General features: G+C 75.0%; 21 protein-coding genes. 8 read left to right on the top strand and 13 right to left on the bottom strand.

What is annotated here, in order from left to right:
* Window positions 1-13: 13 nt before the first annotated feature.
* Complete coding sequence (locus tag ACFCY7_RS33085) at window positions 14-784, bottom strand: SAM-dependent methyltransferase (RefSeq protein ID WP_376489762.1); 771 nt, start codon at window positions 782-784, stop codon at window positions 14-16.
* A 103-nt stretch (window positions 785-887) separates the two neighbouring features.
* On the opposite strand from ACFCY7_RS33085, the gene ACFCY7_RS33080 reads away from it, so the two are divergent.
* Window positions 888-1,361, top strand: coding sequence for an SRPBCC family protein (locus ACFCY7_RS33080; RefSeq protein WP_376489761.1), 474 nt, complete (start codon window positions 888-890; stop codon window positions 1,359-1,361).
* 173 nt (window positions 1,362-1,534) lie between these two features.
* On the opposite strand, the gene ACFCY7_RS33075 is transcribed toward ACFCY7_RS33080, so the two are convergent.
* Both ACFCY7_RS33075 and ACFCY7_RS33070 read right to left on the bottom strand, forming a co-directional pair.
* Window positions 1,535-2,449 carry an LLM class flavin-dependent oxidoreductase gene (locus ACFCY7_RS33075; protein WP_376489760.1) on the bottom strand — a complete coding sequence of 305 codons (915 nt, stop codon included), beginning with the start codon at window positions 2,447-2,449 and terminating at the stop codon, window positions 1,535-1,537.
* 168 nt (window positions 2,450-2,617) lie between these two features.
* Entirely contained in the window at window positions 2,618-3,844 is a 1,227-nt protein-coding gene (locus ACFCY7_RS33070) for an ROK family protein (RefSeq protein WP_376489759.1), read from the bottom strand.
* A 114-nt stretch (window positions 3,845-3,958) separates the two neighbouring features.
* On the opposite strand from ACFCY7_RS33070, the gene ACFCY7_RS33065 reads away from it, so the two are divergent.
* Both ACFCY7_RS33065 and ACFCY7_RS33060 read left to right on the top strand, forming a co-directional pair.
* The gene (locus tag ACFCY7_RS33065; RefSeq protein WP_376489758.1) at window positions 3,959-5,191 is read left to right on the top strand and encodes an MFS transporter; all 1,233 of its coding nucleotides are present in this window, start codon (window positions 3,959-3,961) and stop codon (window positions 5,189-5,191) included.
* 98 nt (window positions 5,192-5,289) lie between these two features.
* Window positions 5,290-6,045: a maleylpyruvate isomerase family mycothiol-dependent enzyme gene (locus ACFCY7_RS33060; protein ID WP_376489765.1), complete on the top strand. Its 756-nt coding sequence runs from the start codon at window positions 5,290-5,292 to the stop codon at window positions 6,043-6,045.
* A gap of 138 nt (window positions 6,046-6,183) precedes the next feature.
* Here the strand turns inward: ACFCY7_RS33060 and ACFCY7_RS33055 are convergent, their stop codons facing one another.
* The 5 genes from ACFCY7_RS33055 to ACFCY7_RS33035 all read right to left on the bottom strand — a co-directional run bounded on the left by ACFCY7_RS33055 (window position 6,184) and on the right by ACFCY7_RS33035 (window position 10,381).
* Complete coding sequence (locus ACFCY7_RS33055; RefSeq protein ID WP_376489757.1) at window positions 6,184-6,639, bottom strand: hypothetical protein; 456 nt, start codon at window positions 6,637-6,639, stop codon at window positions 6,184-6,186.
* Between the two features lie 122 nt (window positions 6,640-6,761).
* Entirely contained in the window at window positions 6,762-7,160 is a 399-nt protein-coding gene (locus tag ACFCY7_RS33050) for a MarR family winged helix-turn-helix transcriptional regulator (protein ID WP_376489756.1), read from the bottom strand.
* Between the two features lie 177 nt (window positions 7,161-7,337).
* Window positions 7,338-8,003: a response regulator gene (locus ACFCY7_RS33045; RefSeq protein WP_376489764.1), complete on the bottom strand. Its 666-nt coding sequence runs from the start codon at window positions 8,001-8,003 to the stop codon at window positions 7,338-7,340.
* Window positions 8,004-8,062: 59 nt separating this feature from the next.
* Window positions 8,063-9,274, bottom strand: coding sequence for a sensor histidine kinase (locus ACFCY7_RS33040; RefSeq protein ID WP_376489755.1), 1,212 nt, complete (start codon window positions 9,272-9,274; stop codon window positions 8,063-8,065).
* Window positions 9,275-9,685: 411 nt separating this feature from the next.
* A complete protein-coding gene (locus tag ACFCY7_RS33035; RefSeq protein ID WP_376489754.1) occupies window positions 9,686-10,381 on the bottom strand; it encodes a TetR/AcrR family transcriptional regulator in 696 nt (231 codons plus the stop codon).
* Window positions 10,382-10,610: 229 nt separating this feature from the next.
* On the opposite strand from ACFCY7_RS33035, the gene ACFCY7_RS33030 reads away from it, so the two are divergent.
* Entirely contained in the window at window positions 10,611-11,063 is a 453-nt protein-coding gene (locus ACFCY7_RS33030; protein WP_376489763.1) for a nitroreductase family deazaflavin-dependent oxidoreductase, read from the top strand.
* Window positions 11,064-11,146: 83 nt separating this feature from the next.
* Here the strand turns inward: ACFCY7_RS33030 and ACFCY7_RS33025 are convergent, their stop codons facing one another.
* Window positions 11,147-12,643: a geranylgeranyl reductase family protein gene (locus tag ACFCY7_RS33025; RefSeq protein WP_376489753.1), complete on the bottom strand. Its 1,497-nt coding sequence runs from the start codon at window positions 12,641-12,643 to the stop codon at window positions 11,147-11,149.
* Window positions 12,644-12,808: 165 nt separating this feature from the next.
* Here ACFCY7_RS33025 and ACFCY7_RS33020 point away from each other — a divergent pair, with 165 nt between their 5' ends.
* Complete coding sequence (locus tag ACFCY7_RS33020) at window positions 12,809-14,173, top strand: dipeptidase (protein ID WP_376489752.1); 1,365 nt, start codon at window positions 12,809-12,811, stop codon at window positions 14,171-14,173.
* Window positions 14,174-14,258: 85 nt separating this feature from the next.
* Window positions 14,259-14,966: an MBL fold metallo-hydrolase gene (locus ACFCY7_RS33015; protein ID WP_376489751.1), complete on the top strand. Its 708-nt coding sequence runs from the start codon at window positions 14,259-14,261 to the stop codon at window positions 14,964-14,966.
* A gap of 61 nt (window positions 14,967-15,027) precedes the next feature.
* Here ACFCY7_RS33015 and ACFCY7_RS33010 read toward each other — a convergent pair whose 3' ends face one another.
* Window positions 15,028-16,062, bottom strand: coding sequence for an NUDIX domain-containing protein (locus ACFCY7_RS33010; RefSeq protein ID WP_376489750.1), 1,035 nt, complete (start codon window positions 16,060-16,062; stop codon window positions 15,028-15,030).
* A 141-nt stretch (window positions 16,063-16,203) separates the two neighbouring features.
* On the opposite strand from ACFCY7_RS33010, the gene ACFCY7_RS33005 reads away from it, so the two are divergent.
* Window positions 16,204-16,383, top strand: a complete 180-nt coding sequence (locus ACFCY7_RS33005) for a hypothetical protein (RefSeq protein WP_367820713.1) — start codon at window positions 16,204-16,206, stop codon at window positions 16,381-16,383.
* A gap of 135 nt (window positions 16,384-16,518) precedes the next feature.
* Here ACFCY7_RS33005 and ACFCY7_RS33000 read toward each other — a convergent pair whose 3' ends face one another.
* Window positions 16,519-17,505 carry an ROK family protein gene (locus tag ACFCY7_RS33000; protein WP_376489749.1) on the bottom strand — a complete coding sequence of 329 codons (987 nt, stop codon included), beginning with the start codon at window positions 17,503-17,505 and terminating at the stop codon, window positions 16,519-16,521.
* A gap of 155 nt (window positions 17,506-17,660) precedes the next feature.
* Between ACFCY7_RS33000 and ACFCY7_RS32995 the strand changes: the two genes are divergently transcribed.
* On the top strand, window positions 17,661-18,695 hold the full coding sequence (locus tag ACFCY7_RS32995) for a LacI family DNA-binding transcriptional regulator (protein WP_376489748.1): 1,035 nt from the start codon (window positions 17,661-17,663) through the stop codon (window positions 18,693-18,695).
* A gap of 61 nt (window positions 18,696-18,756) precedes the next feature.
* On the opposite strand, the gene ACFCY7_RS32990 is transcribed toward ACFCY7_RS32995, so the two are convergent.
* Together ACFCY7_RS32990 and ACFCY7_RS32985 are read right to left on the bottom strand one after the other, a co-directional pair.
* Window positions 18,757-20,700 (bottom strand): serine/threonine-protein kinase, encoded by a 1,944-nt coding sequence (locus tag ACFCY7_RS32990; RefSeq protein WP_376489747.1) that lies wholly within the window; start codon window positions 20,698-20,700, stop codon window positions 18,757-18,759.
* 101 nt (window positions 20,701-20,801) lie between these two features.
* On the bottom strand, window positions 20,802-22,091 hold the full coding sequence (locus ACFCY7_RS32985; protein WP_376489746.1) for a DUF6986 family protein: 1,290 nt from the start codon (window positions 22,089-22,091) through the stop codon (window positions 20,802-20,804).
* Between the last annotated feature and the right edge of the window lie 126 nt (window positions 22,092-22,217).

The raw sequence follows: 22,217 nt of genomic DNA, 5'->3' as shown, positions 1-22,217 counted from the left end.
GCCGAACGGGGGGTCAGGCGACGGCGACGAGCGTGAGGTAGGCGATGCCGAGGACGCCCCGGTAGCCGTTCACCCAGGTGGAGCGCTGGCGGTCCACGCGCTCGCGGGTCTCCGCGGCGAGCGGGTGGTCGGGGTGGGCGGCGAGCCAGACCTCGGTGTCGTAGCGGTAGCCGGACTCGAACTCCTCCCACTCGTCGGCGCTCGCCGTCTCGATCCAGGCCGGCCGGAAGCCCGCCCCGATCGCGAGATCGACGAGCGCGCCGAGCGTGAAGTGGTCGTCCGCGCTCGCGCCGGGCCACATCCCGGCCAGTTCCGCCTCGGTGGGGGTGCGCTCCCAGAAGCCCTCGCCGAGCACGACCCGCCCGCCGGGGCGCACGAGGCGGCGCAGTTCGCGCAGGACGGCGGCGGGGTCGTACGGCAGCTCGGGGTCGCAGAGCGCCTGGCTCGACCCGAGACACAGGACGGCGTCGACGGGGCCCCGCTCGGTGCCGAGCGCCGACTCCTCCACGAAGGCCACCCGGTCGGCGAGCCCTCGCTCCTCGGCCAGGGCACGGCCGCGGGCCAGGTCCTCGGCGTTGATGTCGAGGCCGACTCCCTTGGCCCCGGGCGCCGCCTCGACGACGCGCAGCAGCAACTCGCCCCAGCCGCAGCCGATGTCGAGCACGTCGGCGGGGCCGGAGGCGGCCAGCCGCTCGATCATGCGGGTGGCGCGCTCCTCGGAGAGCGGCCCGTGGAAGGTGAGGCTGCCGAGGCGCGGAGGGAGGTCGGATTCTTTAGTGATCATGAAACGGAACGGTACGTCGTCCACCCCTCGCCGCCCAACCCATTTGCCGCAGGGAAAGGCGACCGGCCCCGCGAGCCCGGCGGGACGCACCTAGCCTGGAGGGGTGTACACCTCACGCGCGTCCCGCCACGTCGACGCCCCGCCCTCGGCCGTCTACCGTTCGCTGCTCGACCGTGACGCGGTCGCGCGGTGGCGGGTGCCGTACGGCATGACCTGCGAGGTCCACTCCTTCGACGTGCGCGAGGGAGGCGAGTTCCGGGTCTCGCTGCACTACGACACGATCGACGGCACCGGGAAGTCGGGGGCCCGCACGGACACGTACCACGGCCGCTTCGTGGAGCTGGTGCCGGACGAACGGGTCGTCGAGATCATCGAGTTCGAGTCCGAGGACCCCCGGCTGCACGGCGCGATGACCCTGACGACGACGCTGATCCCCGTCGGGGGCGGCACCGAGGTCAGGCTCGTGCACGAGGGGATCCCCGACGCCGTGCCCGCCGATCAGAACGAGACCGGCACGCGCATGGCCCTGGACCGCCTCGCCGCGGTGGCCGAGGGGCGCCCCGACCTGGGGAGGTGACCCCGATCCGGGAGGTGGCCCCGACCTGGGGAGGTGGCCCCCGATCTGGGGAGGTGACCCCCGACCCGAAGCGATGACCCCGATCCGGGGGATGGGCCCGCCCCCGGGGGATGACCCGACCCGGGAAGATGCCCTCCGGTCGACGGGGCGGCTCGGCCGCCGCGCGCCGTCGCTCAGCCGTTCTCCTTGGTGATCGCCTCGCGCACCGCGGGGACGATCTCGCGGCCCCAGCGGGCGAGGGCGTCGATGTCCTGCGCGCCGCCGCCCTCGGAGAAGAGGATGAAGCCGGAGGCGTCGTGGTCGAGGACGGCCCCGGTCAGCTCCTCGACCCACTGGTCCACGGAGCCGCCGATCCAGCGCCCGTCGTCGTCGCGCGTCGCGGTCAGGGGCCGCTCGGTGATCCGGCCGGGGAGGTTGTAGACCGTACGGATCTCCCGGGGGTCGCGGCCGACGGCGGCCGCCGCCTCGTCGATGACGGGGCGCGAGGTCCGGTACCGCTCGCTGAGCCAGTCGGCCGCGTGGCCGGGGAGCCAGCCGTCGGCGACCCGGCCGGTGGCGGCCAGGGACTTGCGGCCGTTGGAGCCGGTCCACACGGGCGGCGCGGCCACGGGTGAGGGCTCGACCCGGTTCACCTGGTAGTGGCGTCCCTGGTGGGTGACCGGCGCGCCGCCGCCGGACAGCTTCTTGATCAGGACGATCGCCTCCTCGAAGGCCTCCACGGCCTCGCCCGGAGACAGCTTCGGCACGCCCATGTCGGCGATCCGGTCCCACAGCCCGCCGGCGCCCATGCCGAGCACGACGCGGCCGCCGGTGAGCGCCGACAGCGTGGTCACCGTGCGGGCCAGCATCGGGGCGGGCCGGGTGGGCAGGTTGGTGACGTTGGCGAAGCCCGAGATCCGCCGCGTACCGCCGAGCAGGAATCCGAGGGTGGCGTACGCGTCGAGGCGCCCGCCGAGGTAGGGGTGGTCCGACAGCGAGAAGAGGTCGAGGCCGTCGCCGTCCCCCTGCTGGACCCTGCGCACCAGGTCGGGGCCGTCGTCGATCCCGCTGTGCGCGCCGAAGCCGAAGAGCACCTGTCGTCCGGTCATTGTCTCGCCCTTCCCCGTGAAGCCGCCGAAGCCGCCGAACTCGCCGAACTCGCCGAACTCGCATGCGAAGTTCGCACCACGAACGTTATTAGTTCGTGGTGCGAACCGCAAGCGGGATCAGGGCTTCGAGGGCGCGGCGGAACGCCGGCGCCGCACGCCCGGGACGCCTCAGACCGTCGCGCGCCCCAGTGCGGTCAGCGGGTCGTCGAGCACCGGCTGCCAGGCCAGTTCGGCGGCTCCGACGAGGCTGTTGTGGTCGAGTGTGCAGGGCAGGATCGGCACACCGCCGCTGCGGCCCCAGAGGCTGCGGTCGGCGACGACCGCGCGCAGCCGCTCCGGGTCGGCGTCGAGGAGCTCGCGGTGCAGGCCGCCGAGGATGATCCGGTCCGGGTTGAGGATGTTCACCAGTCCGGCGAGGCCGAGGCCGAGGCGGTCGATCAGCTCCCCGACGGCGACCCGGACACCCGCGTCGTCGCGGCTCGTCCGCAGCAGGTCGCGGGCCTGCTGGAGCAGGGAGACCTCGGGGCCCGGAGCCCGCCCGGCGACCGTGAGGAAGGCGAGCGGGTCGGTCTCGACGTCCAGGCAGCCCCGGCTGCCGCAGTGGCAGGGCCGCCCCTCCGGGTTGACCGTCAGGTGGCCGACCTCCAGGGCGAGGCCCGAGCTGCCCGTGTGGAGGCGGCCGTCGAGGACGAGCGCGCCGCCGACGCCCCGGTGGCCGGTGGCCACGCAGAGCAGGTCGCGGGCGCCCCGCCCGGCGCCGTGGCGGTGCTCGGCGAGGGCGGCGAGGTTCACGTCGTTCCCGGTGAAGGCGGGGCCTTCGATGCCGGCGGCGCGCACCCGTTCCGCGAAGATCTCCCGGACGGGCGCGCCGGCGGGCCAGGCGAGGTGGAGCGGGTTGAGGGCGGTGCCCTCGGGTTCGGCCACGGCCGACGGGGCGGCGAGCCCGGCGCCGACGCAGCGGCGGCCGCTCTCCCTGAGCAGGGCGGCTCCGGCGTCGACGACGGCACCGAGCACCTGGGCGGGGTCGGCGGACACCGTGACGCAGCCGGGGGCGGTGGCGACGATCGTGCCGCCGAGGCCGACGAGGGCGGCGCGGAAGCCGTCCGCGTGGACCTGGGCGGCGAGGGCGACGGGGCCGTTCTCGTCGACGGCGAGCCGGTGCGAGGGGCGGCCCTGTGAACCGGCGGCGGCCCCGGGGTTGGAGTCGACCCGGATGAGACCGAGGGCCTCCAGCTCGGCGGCGACGGCACCCGCCGTGGCCCGGGTGACGCCGAGCTCCGCGGTGAGGACGGCCCGCGTCGGCGCCCTGCCGGTGTGCACCAGCTCCAGCGCGGGGCCGAGCGCGTTGCGCCCCCTGTCCAGCCGTGTCCGGATCGTCGTCGCCTTGCCGTTCATGGGGGCGAGTCTCCCATGATCGGACCGCCGTGGGGCCCCGCACCCCATCACACCCCGGCCCGGACGCGGCAGGCGCAGTTGATTCCACGGGCCGCCGCCCCCTATCCTGAGTTTGTGCCGCTACTAAACAAAGTACGGACGGCCGTATCGGGGGGCCCCGGCGGAGACACCGCCACCGACTCCCTGTCCCGCCTCCGCTCCGCCCTGACCCTCTTCTTCGCCCTCGACGGCTTCCTGTTCGCCGGCTGGGTGGTCCGCATCCCCGCCGTCAAGCAGCAGACGGGCGCCACGGCCGGCGACCTCGGCCTCGCCCTGCTCGGCGTGTCCGCGGGCGCCGTGATCACCATGACGCTGACGGGCCGGCTCTGCCGCCGCTACGGCTCCCACCCCGTCACCGTCGCCACCGCCGTACTCCTCTCCCTCTCGGTCGCCCTCCCGGCGCTCACCCGGTCACCGCTCGCGCTCGGCCTCGTCCTGCTGGTCTTCGGCGCCGCGTACGGCGGGATCAACGTCGCCATGAACAGCGCGGCCGTGGACCTGGTGACCGCACTGCGCCGCCCCGTGATGCCGAGCTTCCACGCCGCCTTCAGCCTCGGCGGCATGCTCGGCGCCGGCATCGGCGGACTGCTCGCCGGCAGCCTCTCCCCCACCACCCACCTCCTCGGCCTCACCGTCGTCGGCCTGGCCCTCACCGCGGCCGCCGGGCCCGTACTCCTGCGCCACCCCTCACCGACGCTCCCCGAGACCCTCGCGGCGCCCACCGGCCCCGCCGCGGGAGGCACGCGCGCACGTGCCTCCCGCCGCACGGTCGTCGTCTTCGGCGTGATCGCGCTCTGCACGGCGTACGGAGAGGGGGCGCTCGCCGACTGGGGCGCCCTCCACCTCGAACAGGACCTCCACGCGCACCCGGGTGTGGCGGCCGCCGGCTACTCCGTCTTCGCCCTGACCATGACCGCCGGCCGACTCTCCGGCACCGCGCTGCTCGAACGCCTCGGCCAGACCCGCACCCTCGTGACCGGCGGGGCGACGGCCGCCGCCGGAATGCTCCTCGGCGCGCTCGCGCCGACCGTCTGGGCGACGCTCCTCGGCTTCGCGATCACCGGCCTCGGCCTCGCCAACATCTTCCCCGTCGCCGTGGCCCGCGCGGGCGCCCTCGCCGGCCCCGGCGGCGTCGCGACGGCCTCCACCCTCGGCTACGGCGGCATGCTGCTCGGTCCCCCCTCCATCGGCTTCCTCGCCGACTGGTTCTCCCTGCCGGTGGCGCTCACCACGGTCGCGGTACTCGCCGCCGGCGCCGCGGCGATGGGCTACTGGGCACGCAACGCGGGGGTCGACCGGGCGAGTTGAGCCGGAGGGATGGTGTCGGACCCCGCCGCGGACACCACCCCACCGAGGCGCTCGGAGCTGCCAGAATCCACCCCATGGACGCGATCACCGCACACACGATGAAGATCACGGAACACATCGACGCACTGGAGACCGCGGGCCTGGCCCTCGCGGACGCGGCGGCCGAGGCCGGACCCGACGCCGCCGTCCCGACCTGCCCGGAGTGGCGGATCCGGGACCTCCTCCGCCACACCACCATGGTGCACCGCTGGGCCACCGCGTTCGTCGCCGAGGGACACACCGCGTACCACCCGGACGGCGGCGAACCTGCCCTCGACGGCGACGAGTTGCTCGCCCACTACCGCGAGGGCCACGCGCTGCTCGTCGCCGCCCTCCGCGCGGCGCCGGAGACCCTGGAGTGCTGGACCTTCCTGCCCGCCCCCTCGCCGCTCGCCTTCTGGGCCCGCCGGCAGGCCCACGAGACGACCGTCCACCGCGCCGACGCCGAATCGGCCCTCGCGACCGGCCCCGGTCCAGTGGACTCGGCCCTCGCCGCCGACGGCATCGACGAGCTCCTGCGCGGCTTCCACGCCCGCGACCGCAGCCGGGTCCACACGCCCGAACCCCGCACCCTGCGCGTCCGCGCCACGGACACCGGCGACGTGTGGACCGTACGGCTGTCGGCGACGGAACCGCCCCGGACGGAGCGGAGCACCGAGACCGCCGGGACCGCGGCCCCTGCCGACACGGAACTGAGCGGCCCCGCCCACCGGCTGTACCTGGCCCTCTGGAACCGCCTTCCCGCCGACGCCGTGACGGTGACCGGGGATGCCGCCCTCGCCCGGCTGTGGCGGGAGACCTCGGGGATCGTTTGAAGCTGAGCCGGGCAGGCTCGCGGGGCCCGGGACGACCCTGACCCCGGTCCCGGCCACGGCCACCCACGGCCCACAGCCCACAGCCCACAGCCCACAGCCCACAGCCACGATCCTGGCCTCGACGCCGACGTACGGGGGTCAGCCCCTGTCGCGTACCGGGTCCGCGGACAGGCCGAGCGGGGCGAGGTCGGGCTCGACCCACCCGGTGCGGGCCTCGGCGGAGGCCAGCGTGCCGGATCGGTAGAACCGCGTCAGCAGGCGCTTGTCGAGCAAGCCCGCGTGGCGCGCGGCGAACGTCGCGAAGTCCGGCAGCTCGCCCTCGGCCTCGCACCGGGCCACCAGCTCCACCCACGCCCGGCTGACCGTGACGTGGTACTTCTGCGGCGCTCCCGCGTAGCGGGCCGTACGCCTGATGCCGTCGCTCACCAGGGCGACGGCGTCGGGCATGCCGACCCGTCGCACCGCCAGCCACGTCAGGTGGACGTGCTCGCGGTGACCGAAGGCGCCGGTCGCCGCCATCGCCTCGGCCATCAGCTCACGGAAGAGGGCCACCGCCTCGGGAGCGTCTGGACCGGCGGGGCTGTCGGTGCCCATGGGGTTGTCAGCGCCCGTGGCACTGTCGGGGCCCGTGGGACTGCCGGTGCCCGCAGCAGCTTCACGATCCGCAGCGCTTTCCCCGTCCGCGGGGCTTTCGTGGTCCGTCGTGCTCGTCGTGCTCACGCTCGTACCTCCGCGAGGGCGCGCAGGACGGTGTGGAAGCCCGTGACGGCCTCGGCGGGGAGCCCGCCGAGGGCACTGGCCTCCAGCTCGGCCAGAGTTCGGCGGATGGTGTCGGCGGCCAGGCGGCCGGATTCCGACAGCTCGACGAGCACGACACGGCGGTCGCCCGGGCGGGTGCCGCGCGTGATGTGGCCGCGGCGCTCCAGTCGGTCCAGGACGCTGGTCAGCGTGGTCGGGCGGGTACCGGCGGCGGCGCCGAGCTCGGAGACGGTGCGGCCGCGCCCGTCCGCCAGGATGGCGAGCGCGTTGGTCTCGGACGGCGTCAGGTCGAGGTCGACCAGTTCGGTGGCGAGGATCTGCAGGGTGGCGTGGGTGGCGCGCTGAAGCGCGAGCAACGCCGAGCCCTCGGAGAGTACGGAAGGCGCGGAAAGTACTGGGGACACAGAGGGCACAGAGGGCACAGAGGGCACAGAGGAAGAAGACACGAGATCGGAATATACGATTTCGTAGTAACCGGTCGCAACCGGCCGCCCTGCCGGGGCCGAGTCGCCGACGCCGCCCGGCTTCCGCGCTCAGCCCAGCCAGCCGGGCCGCACCAGACCCGACTCATAGGCCAGGACGACGAGTTGGGCGCGGTCGCGGGCGCCCAGCTTCACCATGGCCCGGCTGACGTGGGTCTTGGCGGTGAGGGGGCTGACGACCAGCCTGCGGGCGATCTCCTCGTTCGAGAGGCCGATGCCCACCAGGGCCATCACCTCCCGCTCGCGCTCGGTCAGCACACCGAGGGAGCTCGTGGCGGCCGGGGCCTTGGAACGGGCCGCGAACTCCTCGATCAGGCGGCGCGTCACGCCCGGTGAGAGGAGCGCGTCCCCGTGGACGACCGCGCGCACGGCCCGCAGCAGCTCCTCCGGTTCGGTGTCCTTGACGAGGAAGCCGGAGGCACCGGCGCGGATCGCCTCGAAGACGTACTCGTCGAGCTCGAAGGTGGTCAGCATGACGACCCGGACCCCGTCGAGCCCGGGATCGCCGGTGATGCGCCGGGTGGCCTCCAGGCCGTCGAGCCGCGGCATCCGGATGTCCATGAGGACCACATCCGGCCGCAGCGCACGCACCCGCTCCACCGCCTCCGCGCCGTCCGCCGCCTCCCCCGCCACCTCGATGTCCGGCTGGGCGTCGAGGAGCGCGCGGAACCCCGCCCTGACCAGGGACTGGTCGTCGGCGAGCAGCACACGGATCACGGGGGCGCTCGCGGGTTCTCCGCCCGTCACCGATTCTTCGCCGGGCGCGGGGTCGCCGGTCACGAGGTCTCCTCCGGGGGGAGCGGGAGTACGGCGTGGACGCGGTAGCCGCCGTCGGGCCTGACACCCGCCTCGATGGTGCCACCGAGGGCGGCGGCCCGCTCGCGCATGCCGGCGAGGCCGTTGCCGCTGCCGCCGGCCTCGGTGCCGGTGACGGGGCCGTCGTCGTCGACGCGCAGGTCCAGGCGCCGCGGGCCGCGGGCGATCTCGACCCGGGCGGTACGGGAGCCGGAGTGGCGCACCACGTTGGTGAGCGCCTCCTGCACGATCCGGAAGGCGGCGAGGTCTGCCCCGGGCGGCAGGTCCGTACCCGTGCCGCTCGTCGTCACGGTGACGGCCAGACCCGCGGCGGCGGCCTGCTCGACGAGCTCGGGCAGCCGGCCGAGACCGGGGGCGGGGGCACGGGGCGCGTCGCCGGGGGTACGGAGGGTGTCGAGGACCTGCCGCACCTCGCCGAGGGCCTCCTTGCTGGCCGCCTTGATGGTGGTGAGGGCCGTGCGGGCCTGTTCGGGGTCGGAGTCGAGGAGGGCGAGGCCGACCCCCGCCTGCACGTTGATCACGGAGATCGAGTGGGCGAGCACGTCGTGGAGCTCCCGGGCGATCCGCAGCCGCTCCTCCCCGGCGCGCCGCCGTTCGGCCGCAGCCCGTTCGGCCCGCTGCTGCGCCCACTGCTCGCGCCGGACCCGTACCAGCTCGGAGGCGGCGAGCACCGCGACGGCGAAGGCGGCCGCGGACAGCTCCTGCCCCCAGGGCGCGGGCCCGTCCCCGGCCGGCGGAAGCCATCGGTAGAGCCAGTGCGCGAGCAGCAGGTGACCGGCCCACAGCAGGCCGAGGGCCCACCAGGCGGCGGTCCGGTGCCCGTGGACCACGGCGGCGAAGCAGGCGACGGCCACCATGAGGAAGACCGGGCCGTACGGGTACCCCGCCGCGAGATACCCGAGGGTGACGGCCGCGACGCCGAACACCACCGGCACCGGCCTGCGGTGACGGAACAGCAGCGGCACCGCCCCGAACAGCAGCAGAACCCGCCCGAACGCGTCGAGCGCCTCCCGATCCGGCTGGTTCCGCGCGGCGAGCCCGGTCCCCACCATGGCCAGAGCGGCGACCAGCAGCGTCGACCTCCAGGGCAGACCCCGGCGGCCGCCCGCCCGGCCCCACCGCCCGAAGGGCCCCCCGCCACCGCTACCGCCCGTCCGCGCCTCGTCCTCCATACCGGCCACGCTAACCGCGCGCCGCGCGCGAGGACGTCAGCCCGGCGGGGTGGTCACACGTACTCCCGCCGGAGTAGACGAGGCCCGTCGCCGCCACCCTCTCCCCCGCCGGTCGCGCCGACCCCGTCAGCCCGGGCGGCCCGGGCCGGCCGGTTCCGCCAGCCCAGCCAGCCTCGCCGGCCTCGCCGGCCTCGCCGGCCCAGCCAGCCCCGCCGGCCCCGCCGGCCCCGCCGGCCCCGCCGGCCCCGCCGGCCCCGCCGGCCCAGGCGTACTCCGGCCAGCCCCTCCGGTCCTGCTAGCCCCGCCGACCCCTGCGCACTCCGGCTGGTCCTGCCGGCCCCGCCGCCACGTCAGGCCCGTCAGCCCCGTCATGGCGCCGGGCGCCCGGCGCGGGCGTCGGACCCGGCGGCTTCAGCCGCGGGGCAGCAGGCCCGCGTCCTGGCCCAGGCGGCGGGCGGCCGTGGCGAAGAACGTGTCGCGGTCCTCGACGACCCGGTTGAACTGGCCGAAGACCTCGAAGGAGACGAGGCCGAAGAGCTGTGCCCAGGCGGCGACGAGCGCGGCGGCCAGGGCCGGCGGGAGGTCGGGGGCGATGTCCGCGGAGATGCGCTCGGCCTCGGGCCGCAGCTCGTCGGGAAGCGGGGGGAGGGCGATGCCTTCGCCCTCGTGGGCGCGGCGGGTGATCTCGATGAGGACGAGGCCGACGCGTGCGGCGGGGGCGACGGTGTCCTGGGGGGCGGTGTAGCCGGGGACCGGGGAGCCGTAGATCAGGGCGTACTCGTGCGGGTGGGCGACGGCCCAGGCGCGGACGGCCCGGCAGACGGCGGTCCAGCGGGCGAGGGGGCGCTGGCCCGCGCTGTCGGCGTCGGCCTGCTCGGCGGCGGCGCCGACGGCGTCGTAGGCGTCCACGATCAGGGCGGTGAGCAGGTCGTCGCGGCTGGGGAAGTAGCGGTACAGCGCGGACGACACCATGCCGAGCTCGCGGGCGACGGCGCGCAGGGACAGTTTGGCGGCGCCCTCGGCGGCGAGCTGGGTGCGGGCCTCGTCCTTGATGGCGGCGGTGATCTCGATGCGGGCGCGGGCGCGGGCTCCTCGAACGGTGGTCATGGAGAGCAGTGTGCCACTTTCAGAGCGGTGCCACGAAATGAGAGCACCGCTCTTGCTTACGGGCGCCGATCCATGCACACTGATCTCAAGCGAGAGCAGTGCTCACACTTTGAACTCCCAGGAGGACCCGATGTCCGCTCAGCCGACTGACCCCAGCAACGCGAGCAACCCCACTGGCCCCACTGGACCCACCGGCCCCGCCAACCCCACCGGCCCCGCCGCGCACGTCATGAAGCCCGGCTGGTTCACCGTGAACGTCGTCAACCGCGCAGTCGCCTGGATGACCCGCCGCGGCATCAGCGTCTGGGGCTCCCGCGTGCTCGCCGTCCGCGGCCGCAAGAGCGGCGAATGGCGCCGCACCCCCGTCAACCTCCTGACGGTGGACGGCCAGCGGTACCTCGTGGCCCCCCGCGGCCACGTCCAGTGGACCCACAACATGCGGGCGGCCGGCGGCGGGCAGCTGCACCTCGGCAAGCACGTGCAGGAGTTCACCGCCGTCGAGGTGGCCGACGACGACAAGCCCGTGCTGCTCCGCGCCTACCTCAAGCGCTGGAAGGCCGAGGTCGGCGTCTTCTTCGGCGGCGTCGGCCCCGACTCCTCCACCGAGGAGCTGCGCGCCGCCGCGCCCAAGCACCCCGTCTTCCGCATCACGACGACGGGCCCCGTCACCCCGGCCGCGTGAACCGGCCGGAACGACGGAGCCCGTCCCCTTCCCCCGAGCACAACCCTCGGATTCCCCCGAGCACGACCCTCGGACCCCGAAGGTCACAGCCCCTCAGGAGCCCCCGTGTCCTCCGTCTCGGACGCCGTGCGCTCCCGCGGCGTGACTCCGCGGCCCGCCGGGCCGACACCGGACGACGTGTCCATGCGCCGGTCGAGGACCTCGAGGGCACGCCGGGCCAGGCCGTTCGAGCGGACCATGCCGCCGAGCGTGGCCGAGCCGCGGGTGATGTCGGCGAAGGCGTTCCAGGCCGGGCGCAGGCCGGTGAGCGTCGCGTGCAGCAGCCCCGGGCGCCGCTCGAAGACGGCGAGCATCCGGCGTCCGACCGCCATCTCGACGCCGAGGCCGGCCTTGATGGCGAAGGCGTAGTTGAGGGCCTGACGGCGGGCGTCGACCGCGTCGTTCGCCTCGGCGACCCGTACCGCCCACTCGCCCGCGAGACGTCCCGAGCGGAGCGCGTACGAGATGCCCTCGCGGGTCCAGGGCTCCAGGAGTCCGGCCGCGTCGCCGCAGACCAGGACCCGGCCGCGGGAGAGCGGCGAGTCGTCGGTGCGGCAGCGGGTCAGGTGGCCCGAGGAGACGGTGGGCTCGAAGCCGGCGAGGCCGAGCCGGGCGACGAAGTCCTCCATGTACCGCTTGGTGGCGGCGCCCTCGCCGCGCGCCGAGATGACGCCGACGGTCAGGGTGTCGCCCTTGGGGAAGACCCAGCCGTAACTGCCCGGCATCGGGCCCCAGTCGATGAGGACGCGGCCCTTCCAGTCCTCGGCGACGGACGGCGGCACGGGGATCTCCGCCTCCAGGCCCAGGTCGACCTGGCCGAGCTTCACCCCGACGTGCGCCCCTATCCGGCTGGCGCTGCCGTCGGCGCCGACGACCGCGCGCGCGAGAAGGGTCTCGCCGCCTGCCAGGACGACGGCGGCGGTCCGCCGGTCCGGCACGGACGGGCCGTGCTGCTCCACCCGGACCACCGTGGCACCGGTCCGCAGCTCGGCACCGGCCTTCTGCGCGTGCTCGACGAGCTGCGCGTCGAACTCGGGACGGTTGATGAGCCCGAAGAGCATCCGGCGCGAGCGGCGGGTGCGGGCGAAGCGTCCGTCCAGGGAGAAGGTGACGGCGTGCACCCGGTCCTGGAGGGGCAGTTCGAAGCCCGGCGGGAGGGAGTCGCGGGAGGGGCCGATGATGCCGCCGCCGCAGGTCTTGTAGCGGGGCAGCTCGGACTTCTCCAGGAGCAGCACCCGGCGCCCGGCCACCGCCGCCGCGTACGCGGCGGACGCGCCGGCCGGTCCGGCGCCGACGACGACCACGTCCCAGACGTCCGCGGCCTCGTCGTCCGTGTCGTCCGACGGCCCGTCATCCGTGACGCGCGCCGTGACCGGTGACGTGGCCACGTCCTCGTCCGGCACGGCGTCCGCGACGGTGCCGCCGTCCGCGACCGCGTCGCCGACCGCGCCCTCGGCGGCCTCCGCACCGGTGCCGTCGGGAGCCGCGCCCACGGGCTCGGTGTGCTCCGGACCGGCGTTGTCTCCGTGCTCGCTGCTCACGATGTGTTTCTGCTCCTGATCCGACCGGTGGTCTGCTCCTGACGCATCCTACGGCGCGGTAGCCAGGCCACCGAGCCGTAGGATCGACGGTGCGTTCGCCGTACCACGACCTACGCCGAACGCCGTCCCCTACCTCGTAACGTCGCACCCACCAGGAGCGTGCCCATGTCCACGAATCCGATCGCCGAGACCGTCCGGTCCCTGATGCCCACGGCCAAGGCCGAGCTGGCCGCTCTGGTGGCCTTCGAGTCCGTGGCGGACGAGGCCGTGGCCCCGCGCAGCGAGTGCGAGGCCGCGGCGAACTGGGTCGCGGACGCCCTGCGCGCCGAGGACTTCCAGGACGTGGCGCTGCTCGACACCCCCGACGGCTCGCAGTCCGTGTACGGCATCCTGCCCGGCCCGGCCGGCGCCCCGACCGTCCTCCTCTACGCGCACTACGACGTGCAGCCGAAGCTCGACGAGTCCGTCTGGCTCACCCCGCCGTTCGAGCTGACCGAGCGCGACGGACGCTGGTACGGGCGCGGCGCCGCCGACTGCAAGGGCGGCTTCATCATGCACCTGCTCGCGCTGCGCGCCCTGAAGGCGAACGGCGGCGTCCCGGTCACGGTCAAGGTGATCGTGGAGGGTTCGGAGGAGCAGGGCACCGGTGGTCTGGAGCGGTACGCGGAGCAGCACCCCGAACTGCTCACGGCCGACGCGATCGTGATCGGCGACGCGGGCAACTTCCGCGTGGGCCTGCCGACGGTGACGGCGACGCTGCGCGGCATGACGATGATCCGGGTGCAGGTCGACACCCTGGAGGGCAACCTGCACTCCGGTCAGTTCGGCGGCGCCGCCCCGGACGCGCTGGCCGCGCTGATCCGCGTCCTGGACTCGCTGCGCGCCGAGGACGGCTCGACCGTCGTCGACGGTCTGCCGGGCGACCAGGTGTGGGAGGGGCTGCAGTACCCGGAGGAGGACTTCCGCCAGGACGCCAAGGTCCTGTCGGGCGTGGACCTGCCGGGCGCCGGGACGATCGCCGACCGCATCTGGGCCCGTCCCGCGGTCACCGTCGTCGGCATCGACTGCCACCCGGTGGCGGGTGCGACCCCGTCGATCCCGAAGTCGGCCCGCGCCCAGCTGAGCCTGCGGGTGCCGCCGGGCCAGGACGCGGCCGAGGCGACGAAGCTGCTCTACGCCCACATCGAGAAGCACACGCCGTGGAACGCGCGGGTGTCCCTGGAGCAGGTCGGCCAGGGCCAGGCGTTCCAGGCGGACACGTCGAGCCCGGCGTACGCGTCGATGGCGGACGCGATGCGGATCGCGTACCCCGGTGAGGAGATGCAGACGGCGGGCATGGGCGGGTCGATCCCGCTGTGCAACACGCTGGCGTCGCTGTACCCGGAGTCGGAGATCCTGCTGATCGGCCTGAGCGAGCCGGAGGCGCAGATCCACGCGCCGAACGAGTCCGTGTCGCCGGAGGAGCTGGAGCGCCTCTCGGTGGCCGAGGCGCACTTCCTGGTCAACTACGCCCGCTCGAAGCAGGTCTGACACCCGTTCGGGTTCAGCGCTCGGCGAAGCTCGCCGAGAGCGTAGAGACGTACGGCGGACCTGCGCGCATGCGTAGGTTCGCCGTATGGCATCCATCGAGCTCACCCGCGTCTCCCCTCGGCTGCACCTCCTCGACTTCTCCATCGGCCAGGCCTACCTGTGGCAGGACGACGGGGAACTGACCCTGATCGACGCCGGCTGGGCCGGCACGGCGGACGGCACGGCCGCGGCGATACGGTCGGCCGGTCTCGACCCCGACCGGCTGCGCCGGATCGTGCTGACCCACTGCCACCGGGACCACGTGGGCTCGGCCCAGGAGCTGGCGGACCGGCACGGGGCGGAGATCCTCGCGCACCGGCTGGACGCGCCGGTCATCCGGGGCGAGGCCCCGGTCCCGGAGCCCGACGTCCTGGACTGGGAGCGTCCGCTGTTCGAGCACGGTCTGACCTCGCCGGAGGCGCCGCCGACCCGGGTCGACCGGGAGGTCGAGGACGGCGAGGAGCTCGGTTTCGGCGACGGCGCCGTGGTGGTGCACGCCCCGGGCCACACCCCCGGCTCGATCGCCGTCCATCTGCCGCGCCACGGCGTGCTGTTCACCGGGGACACGGTGGCCTCCGTGCCGGACGTGATGTTCGGCGTCCTCCACGTCGACCGCGCCCTCGCCCTGGACTCGATGCGGGCGCTCGCGAAGCTCGCCCCGTCCGTGCTGTGCTGCGGGCACGGGGCGCCGGTGACCACGGACACGGCGGACCGGTTCGCGGCGGCGGCTGCCGCGGCGGTGGCCCGGACCTAGGTCCGGTCCGGAAAGTCCCGCCTGGCTCTACTTTCCGGACAGGACCTGGGGGGGGGCGCGTTCACCCCACCGGGACGCCCGCCTCCAGGTTGAGGACGGTGCCGCGTTCGCGGGCGCGGAGGGCCCAGCGGAGGCGGCGGTAGCGGACGGGGGGCAGGAGGTCGGCGGCCTCCTCCTCGGTGACGAAGCGCCAGTCGCGGAGTTCGGCGCCGGGGAGGCGGAGGCGCGCGGTGTCGTCGCCGCGGAGGGTGCCGCCGTCGAAGAGGAGGCGCAGGCCGCCGTAGGCGGGGGGCTCGGGGCGTTCCCAGTCGACGAGCAGCAGCCGGGGGACGGCGTCGAGTTCGAGGCCGATCTCCTCGGCGACCTCCCGCATCCCGGCGCGGGCGGGCGGTTCGCCGGGTTCGACGACGCCGCCGGGGAACTCCCAGCCGGGCTTGTAGGTGGGGTCGACGAGCAGGAAGCGGTCCTGTTCGTCGAAGAGCAGGACTCCGGCCGCGAGGGTCTCGCCGGTCGGCTCCGGGGTCTGGACGATGCCGCAGGGGGCCGCGCGGCCGTCCAGGACCGCGTCGGCGACGGTCCGGGCGGCCTCGGCCACGGTGAGCGCCGAGGTGTCGACGGTGTACGCGTCGTCGGCGAGCCAGTCGAGGGCGGCCCGGTACGGCGGGAGGTGGGCGTGGCACCAGGCGCGGACGCGGGCGTCGGCCTCGGGGTCGTCGTGCTCGGTGCGGCCGTCGATCCGCTGCCGCAGGATCGTTTCCTCCGGGGCGAGCAGCACGTGCCGCACCTCGATGCGGCGGGCGGCCAGCCCGCCGAAGATCTCGTCGCGGTACTCCTGCCGGAGCAGGGTCATGGGGACGACCAGGACACCGCCGACCTCGGCGAGCAGGGCCGCCGCGGTGTCGACCACCAGGCGCCGCCAGATCGGCAGGTCCTGGAAGTCCTCGACCTCGGCGAGGCGCTTGGCCGGCAGCAGCCGGCCCATCGCCCCGCCGACGAGCTCGGGGTCGTACACATGGCTGTGCGGGATCAGATCGACCAGCTCACGCGCGGTGCTGGACTTCCCCGCGCCGAACGTACCGTTGATCCAGACGATCACGATTCCCCCCTCATCGTCGGTAGCCCCCTGTGGCTTGCCCCCAACACCCTGCCACGGAAACCACGAACACATGTCCGGGCACGGGCGTGACCGATCCGGGGCGACCGTCGTTGACACCGTCGAGCACGAGGGGGTGCGGAGATGAGTCGTACGGTTCTCGAACGTTTCCCGGCCGGCGGTCCGCGGGGCAGCTGGCCGGCGGAGGAGTTCGCCGGCGCGCGGCGGGACGAGGGGGTGCCGGCCCGGGTCGTGATGGACCTGGAGTCCGACACGTTCCTGGTGATCGTGGAACAGCGCACGCCGGAGCGCGTACGGGAGTGACGTCTCAGCCCGTACGGGAGTGGCGGCGGAGCCCGTATGGGGGTGACGCCGGAGCCCGTACGGGAGTGGCGGCGGAGCCCGTACGGGAGTGGCGGCGGAGCCCCAGGGCTCAGGACCAACCGGCGCCGGCAGGCCTCAGGAACCGCCGCCGGGGCCGGGTGCCGTCGCCCACGCTTCCCCGCCACGCGCGCGCGTGGCGGCCGCCGCGGCGCCGAGGAGGCCCGCGTCGGTGCCGGTGAGGGCGGGGACGACGGTGAGGTCGCGGACGAAGGAGAGCGTGGCGTAGTCGCCGAGGCTGCGGCGGAGCGGGGCGAAGAGGACCTCGCCGGCGCCCGCGACCCCGCCGCCGACGACCGCGATGTCGATCTCGACGAGGGCCGCGGTGGCCGCGATGCCGGCGGCGAGCGCCTGGGCCGCGCGGGCGAAGGAGGCGACGGCGATCGGGTCCCCGGCGTGGGCGGCGGCGGCCACCGCGGCGGCGGAGACGTCGCCGTCGGGTCCCGGCAGCCAGCCGTTCTCCAGGGCACGGCGGGCGAGGTGGGGGCCGCTGGCGATGCGTTCGACGCAGCCCCGCGCGCCGCAGGCGCAGGGGTCGCCGTCCAGGTCGACCGCGATGTGGCCGATGTGGCCGGCGTTCCCGGTGGGGCCCGGGTGGACCCGGCCGCCCAGGACGAGGCCGCCGCCGACGCCCGTGGAGACCACGAGGCAGAGGGCGTTGTCGTGGCCCCGGGCCGCCCCGACCCAGTGTTCGGCCGCCGTCATGGCGACGCCGTCGCCGACGAGGGTGACGGGCCGTCCGCCGGTGATCCCGCGGACCCGCTCGACGAGCGGGAAGTCGCGCCAGCCGGGCACGTTCACCGGACTCACGGTCCCCCGCGCGGCGTCGACCGGACCCGCGCTCCCGATGCCGACAGCCCCGGCCGACTCCCACAGCGGCGAGGCGGCGAGCCCTGCGAGCACCTCCGCGACCGCGCGCATCACCGTCTCGCCGTCCTCACGCGCGGGCGTGGGCCGCTGGGACCGGAGCACGACGCGGCCGGCGCCGTCGACCAGGGCACCGGCGATCTTGGTGCCGCCGATGTCGAGCGCGACGACGAGGCCCTCGGCGGGGTCGGTGTGCATGAAGGGGGATTCTCCAGTCGGCGGCCGGGAACGGGGAGCGGTTCCGCCCAGTCTCCCTTGGCGTGACAACGTTGTCCAGGGCCTATGCTCGACCCGAGGACCGCGCGCTGGGACCCGCCCCGCCAGGACCCGACACGACGGAGGAACCGCACACCGTGGCCGACATCGCCCGCCGCCCCGAGCCCCGCTACGGCAATCGGCCCACGATGAAGGACGTCGCCGCCCGCGCGGGGGTCGGCCTCAAGACGGTGTCCAGGGTGGTCAACGGCGAACCGGGGGTCACCCCCGACACCGAGCGCCGGGTGCGGGAGGCGATCGAGACACTCGGCTTCCGCCGCAACGACAGCGCGCGGGTGCTGCGCAAGGGCCGGACAGCGACGGTCGGGCTGGTCCTCGAAGACCTCGCCGACCCGTTCTACGGACCGCTCAGCCGGGCGGTCGAGGAGGTCGCGCGGGCGCACGGGGCCCTCCTCATCAACGGTTCGAGCGCCGAGGACCCGGAGCGCGAGCAGGAGTTGGCGCTCGCGCTGTGCGCCCGCCGGGTCGACGGGCTCATCGTCATCCCCGCCGGCGACGACCACCGGTACCTGGAGCCGGAGATCAGGGCGGGCGTGGCCACGGTCTTCGTCGACCGTCCGGCCGGCCTCATCGACGCCGACGCCGTCCTCTCCGACAGCTTCGGCGGCGCGCGCGACGGCGTGGCCCACCTCATCGCCCACGGCCACCGCCGGATCGGCTTCATCGGCGACCGGCCCCGCATCCACACCTCGGCCGAACGACTGCGCGGCTACCGCGCGGCGATGGACGACGCGGGTCTGCCGGTCCGGGAGGAGTGGGTGTCGCTCGGCTCCACCGACCCCCTGCGGGTGAACGCGGCGGTGCGGGAGCTGCTGGCCGCGCCGGAGCCGGTGACGGCGCTGTTCGCGGGCAACAACCGGGTCACCGTCACGGTGGTCCGCGCGCTCGCGGGACACCCGCGTCCGGTGGCCCTCGTCGGCTTCGACGACATCGAACTGGCCGACCTGCTCGGCGTGACGGTGGTCGCCCAGGACGCCGCCGCGCTGGGCCGCACGGCGGCGGAACGGCTCTTCCGCCGCCTCGACGGCGTCGACGAGGCACCGGAACGCGTCGTCCTCGGCACCACTCTCCTCGCCCGCGGCTCGGGCGAGACCCCGCCGCCGGCCGCCTGAGACACCGCCGTCCCGCGCGGCGGCCGGACCGCCGCCGCGCGACACCGGAGCACCGCCGCCCTCAGCAGACGCGCAGGCCCGCGACGGCGCCGCCGCCCGATCCTCCCGAGAGGTGGAGGACGCTGAGGTAGACGTTGGTGTTGCCGCTGTCGTCGTCGGTGCGGGCGAACCAGCGGCTGGTGCGGCCGCCGTACGACTCGGTGCGGTCGAGGTCGACCTGGCAGAAGAAGGTGTGCGGGCCGGCGCCGACGGTCCCCATCTCGCCGCCGTCGTAGCGGGTGGTCGTGGCGCTCCGGACGACCTGGCAGGTGGCGGAGGAGCCGGAGGCGACGCAGCCCGTGGCGGCGGGCGGCGGTGCCTCGGTGGTGGGCGCGGTCGTGGCGCCGCCGCCGGGGCCGCCGGCCGCGTCCGTGTCGCCCGTGGACTCGGGGCCGCCGCCGGGCTTGCCCGGGGCCGTCGTACCGCCCCCGGACGGGGTCCGCGTCCCCCCGCCGCCGGCCGCCGCGTCGCCGGAGGCCGCGCCCGGGTCGGAGCCGCCGGCGGCCGCGTCCGTGCCGGGCGTCGCTCCCGGGGCGGACGGTCCGCCGGAGCTCGTCCCCGCGGACGGCGTCGCGGTGCCGCTCGACTGCCCCGGAGACGGCGTGCCGCTGGTGCCCGGGTCGAGCACGCGCCCGGAGTCCCCGCCGGCCGCCGTGCCCTGCCCGCCGGCCGCCGAGGTGTCACCGGTCGCCCGGTCCCCGGTCCCGTGGTCCATGAGGGCGTACGTGATCCCGCCGCCGGCGAGCAGTACGGCGGCCACGGACGCGGCCACCAGCACCGTCCCCCGCCGCGGCTTCGCCCCCGCGCGCCGCGCGCCCCGCCGTCCCGCTCCGGGACCGCCGGAGGGCACGGTGACGGGCCCGGGTGCGGGCTCGGGTACGGGCACGGCCGGGCCGAACGCCCCGAGCGCGCCGACACCCGCCGGCGGGGTGGCTGCGGGGGCCGGGTACGGGTTCTGCGCGGCGGCGGCACCCGGATACGGCTCCACCGTGCTCGCACCGGGGTACGGCTCCGCGGGGCCCGTGTACGGATCGCCGAAGCCGGCGACCGGCGCGGCGGCCGCGGCCGCCTCCGTCTGCGGCTGTGCCTCCGGCTCCGGCTCCGGCCGTACGGGCTCCGCCTGCTCGGGCGCCGCGCCCGCCACGGCGCTCAGGAGCCGGGCGGCCTCGCGGGCCGTCGGGCGGGCGGCCGGGTCCTTGTCGAGGAGGCGGAGGAGGACCGGGGCGAGGGGTCCGGCGCGGTGGGGTTCCGGGAGGGGTTCGGTGACGATGGCCGCGAGCGTGGACCAGGTCGACGTGCGGCGGAAGGGCGAGCTGCCCTCGACCGCCGCGTACAGGGTGGCGCCGACGGCCCAGACGTCCGAGGCGGGGCCGGGGTCCTGCCCGCGGGCCCGCTCGGGGGCGAGGAAGTCGAGGGATCCGACGATCTCGCCGCTGCGGGTGAGGTGCGTCGCGGAGCCGTCGCCGGGGTCCTCCATGGTCGCGATGCCGAAGTCGGTGAGGACGATCCGCCCCGACCGGTCGAGGAGGATGTTGCCCGGCTTCACGTCCCGGTGCAGCACGCCGACGTCGTGCGCGGCGGCCAGCGCCTCCAGGACGCTGGCGCCGATCCTGGCGGCCTCGGCGGCGTCGACGGTGCCGCGCTCGCCGAGGACGTCGTCGAGGGAGGGCCCGTCGACGAGCTCCATGACGATGACGGGCCGGCCCTCGTGTTCGGTGACGTCGTGGACGGCGACCACTCCGGGGTGGCGGACCCGGGCGGCCGCGCGGGCCTCGCGGGTCATCCGCAGCTGCAGGTCGGCCAGTTCGGGCGCCGCCGCGTCGGTGTATGTACGGAGCTCCTTGACGGCCACCTCACGGCCGAGGACCTCGTCGACGGCCCTCCAGACGACTCCCATGCCTCCGCGCCCGAGTTGGCGCACGATTCTGTAGCGGCCGGCGAGCCGCCCGTTCTCCCCCGATGACACCGCTGCCCCGTTCCCCTGTCGAGCATGTGCGCGAGTGCGCGTGAACTCGTACAGAGTACGGGGCAGTTGGCTGGATCGTGACCCCTATCTGATCTTCGTCCCTACTCGGCTGAGGCGGTGAGGTCGCCGCGGCGGGGTGCGGCGAAGCGGTCGAGGGCCGCGCGGGTCATGCCGGTGAGGGCGTCGACCTCGGCCGTGTCGAGGGCGCCGCAGTCGATGCCGCGCAGCAGGTAGGAGCTGAGGGCCTTGGCGGTGGCGGGCTCGTCCATGACGTCGCCGCCCGCGTGGTTGGCGTAGGCGGAGAGGCGCTTGGCGGCGGCCTCGAAGCCCTCGCGGTAGAAGGCGAAGACGGCGGCGTAGCGGGTGGGGATGTGGCCGGGGTGCATGTCCCAGCCCTGGTAGTAGGCGCGGGAGAGGGCGCGGCGGGTGAGGCCGTAGTGCAGGCGCCAGGCCTCGTGGACGTGCTCGGTGGAGCCGACGGGGAGGACGTTGGTGGAGCCGTCGGAGACGCGTACGCCGGTGCCGGCGGCGGCGACCTGCATGATCGCCTTGGCGTGGTCGGCGGCCGGGTGGTCGCTGGCCTGGTAGGCGGCGGAGACGCCGAGGCAGGCGCTGTAGTCGAAGGTGCCGTAGTGCAGGCCGGTGGCGCGGCCCTCGGCGGCGCCGATCATGCGGGCGACGGCGGCGGTGCCGTCGGTGGCCAGGATGGACTGGCTGGTCTCGATCTGGATCTCGAAGCCGAGGCGGCCGGCGTCGAGGCCGTGGGCCTTCTCGAAGGCCTCCAGGAGGCGGACGAAGGCGGAGACCTGTTCGGGGTAGGTCACCTTGGGGAGGGTGAGGACGAGGCCGTCGGGGAGGCCGCCGTTCTCCAGGAGTCCGGTGAGGAAGACGTCGGTGGTGCGGATGCCCCGGTCGCGCACGGCGGACTCCATGCACTTCATCCGGATGCCCATGTACGGGGCGGCCGTGCCGTTCCGGTACGCCTCCGAGATCAGCCGGGCGGCCCGGGCGGCGTCCTGGTCCTCGTCCTGGCCGGCGTACCCGTCCTCGAAGTCGACCCGGAGGTCCTCGATCGGTTCGCGCTCCAGCTTGGCCCGTACGCGGCCGTAGACGTCCTCGGCGAGGTCGTCGGCGAGGCCGAGGACGGCGGCGAAGGAGTCGGCGTCGGGGGCGTGCTCGTCGAGGGCGGCGAGGGCCTGGTCGCCCCAGGAGCGGATGGTTCCGGCGTCGAAGGCGTTGCCGGGGACGTAGACGGTGTGGACGGGCTGGCGGGTGCCGGGGTCTCCCGGGTAGCGGCGGTCCAGCTCGACGTCCACCGCGGCGAGGGAGGCGCTGATGCCCTCGCTGACCGCGCCCGCGAGGCTCGTCGACACCTTCTCCTGCTGACCCATCCTGCATCCTCCTATTTTCCGCTTCACGGAATCAACAATCCGTATAGCGAAGTTAGTAGGCCGTCGGGACCTGAGTCAATGGTTGTCCGAAACGACCGGGGGCCGCACGGCGACAGATCGCCGTGC

The sequence above is a fragment of the Streptomyces sp. NPDC056361 genome (genome assembly GCF_042262805.1).
Classification (GTDB): domain Bacteria; phylum Actinomycetota; class Actinomycetes; order Streptomycetales; family Streptomycetaceae; genus Streptomyces.
The sequence above is the reverse complement of the archived record's forward strand: the minus strand, read 5'-3'. Positions and strand labels throughout refer to the sequence as shown.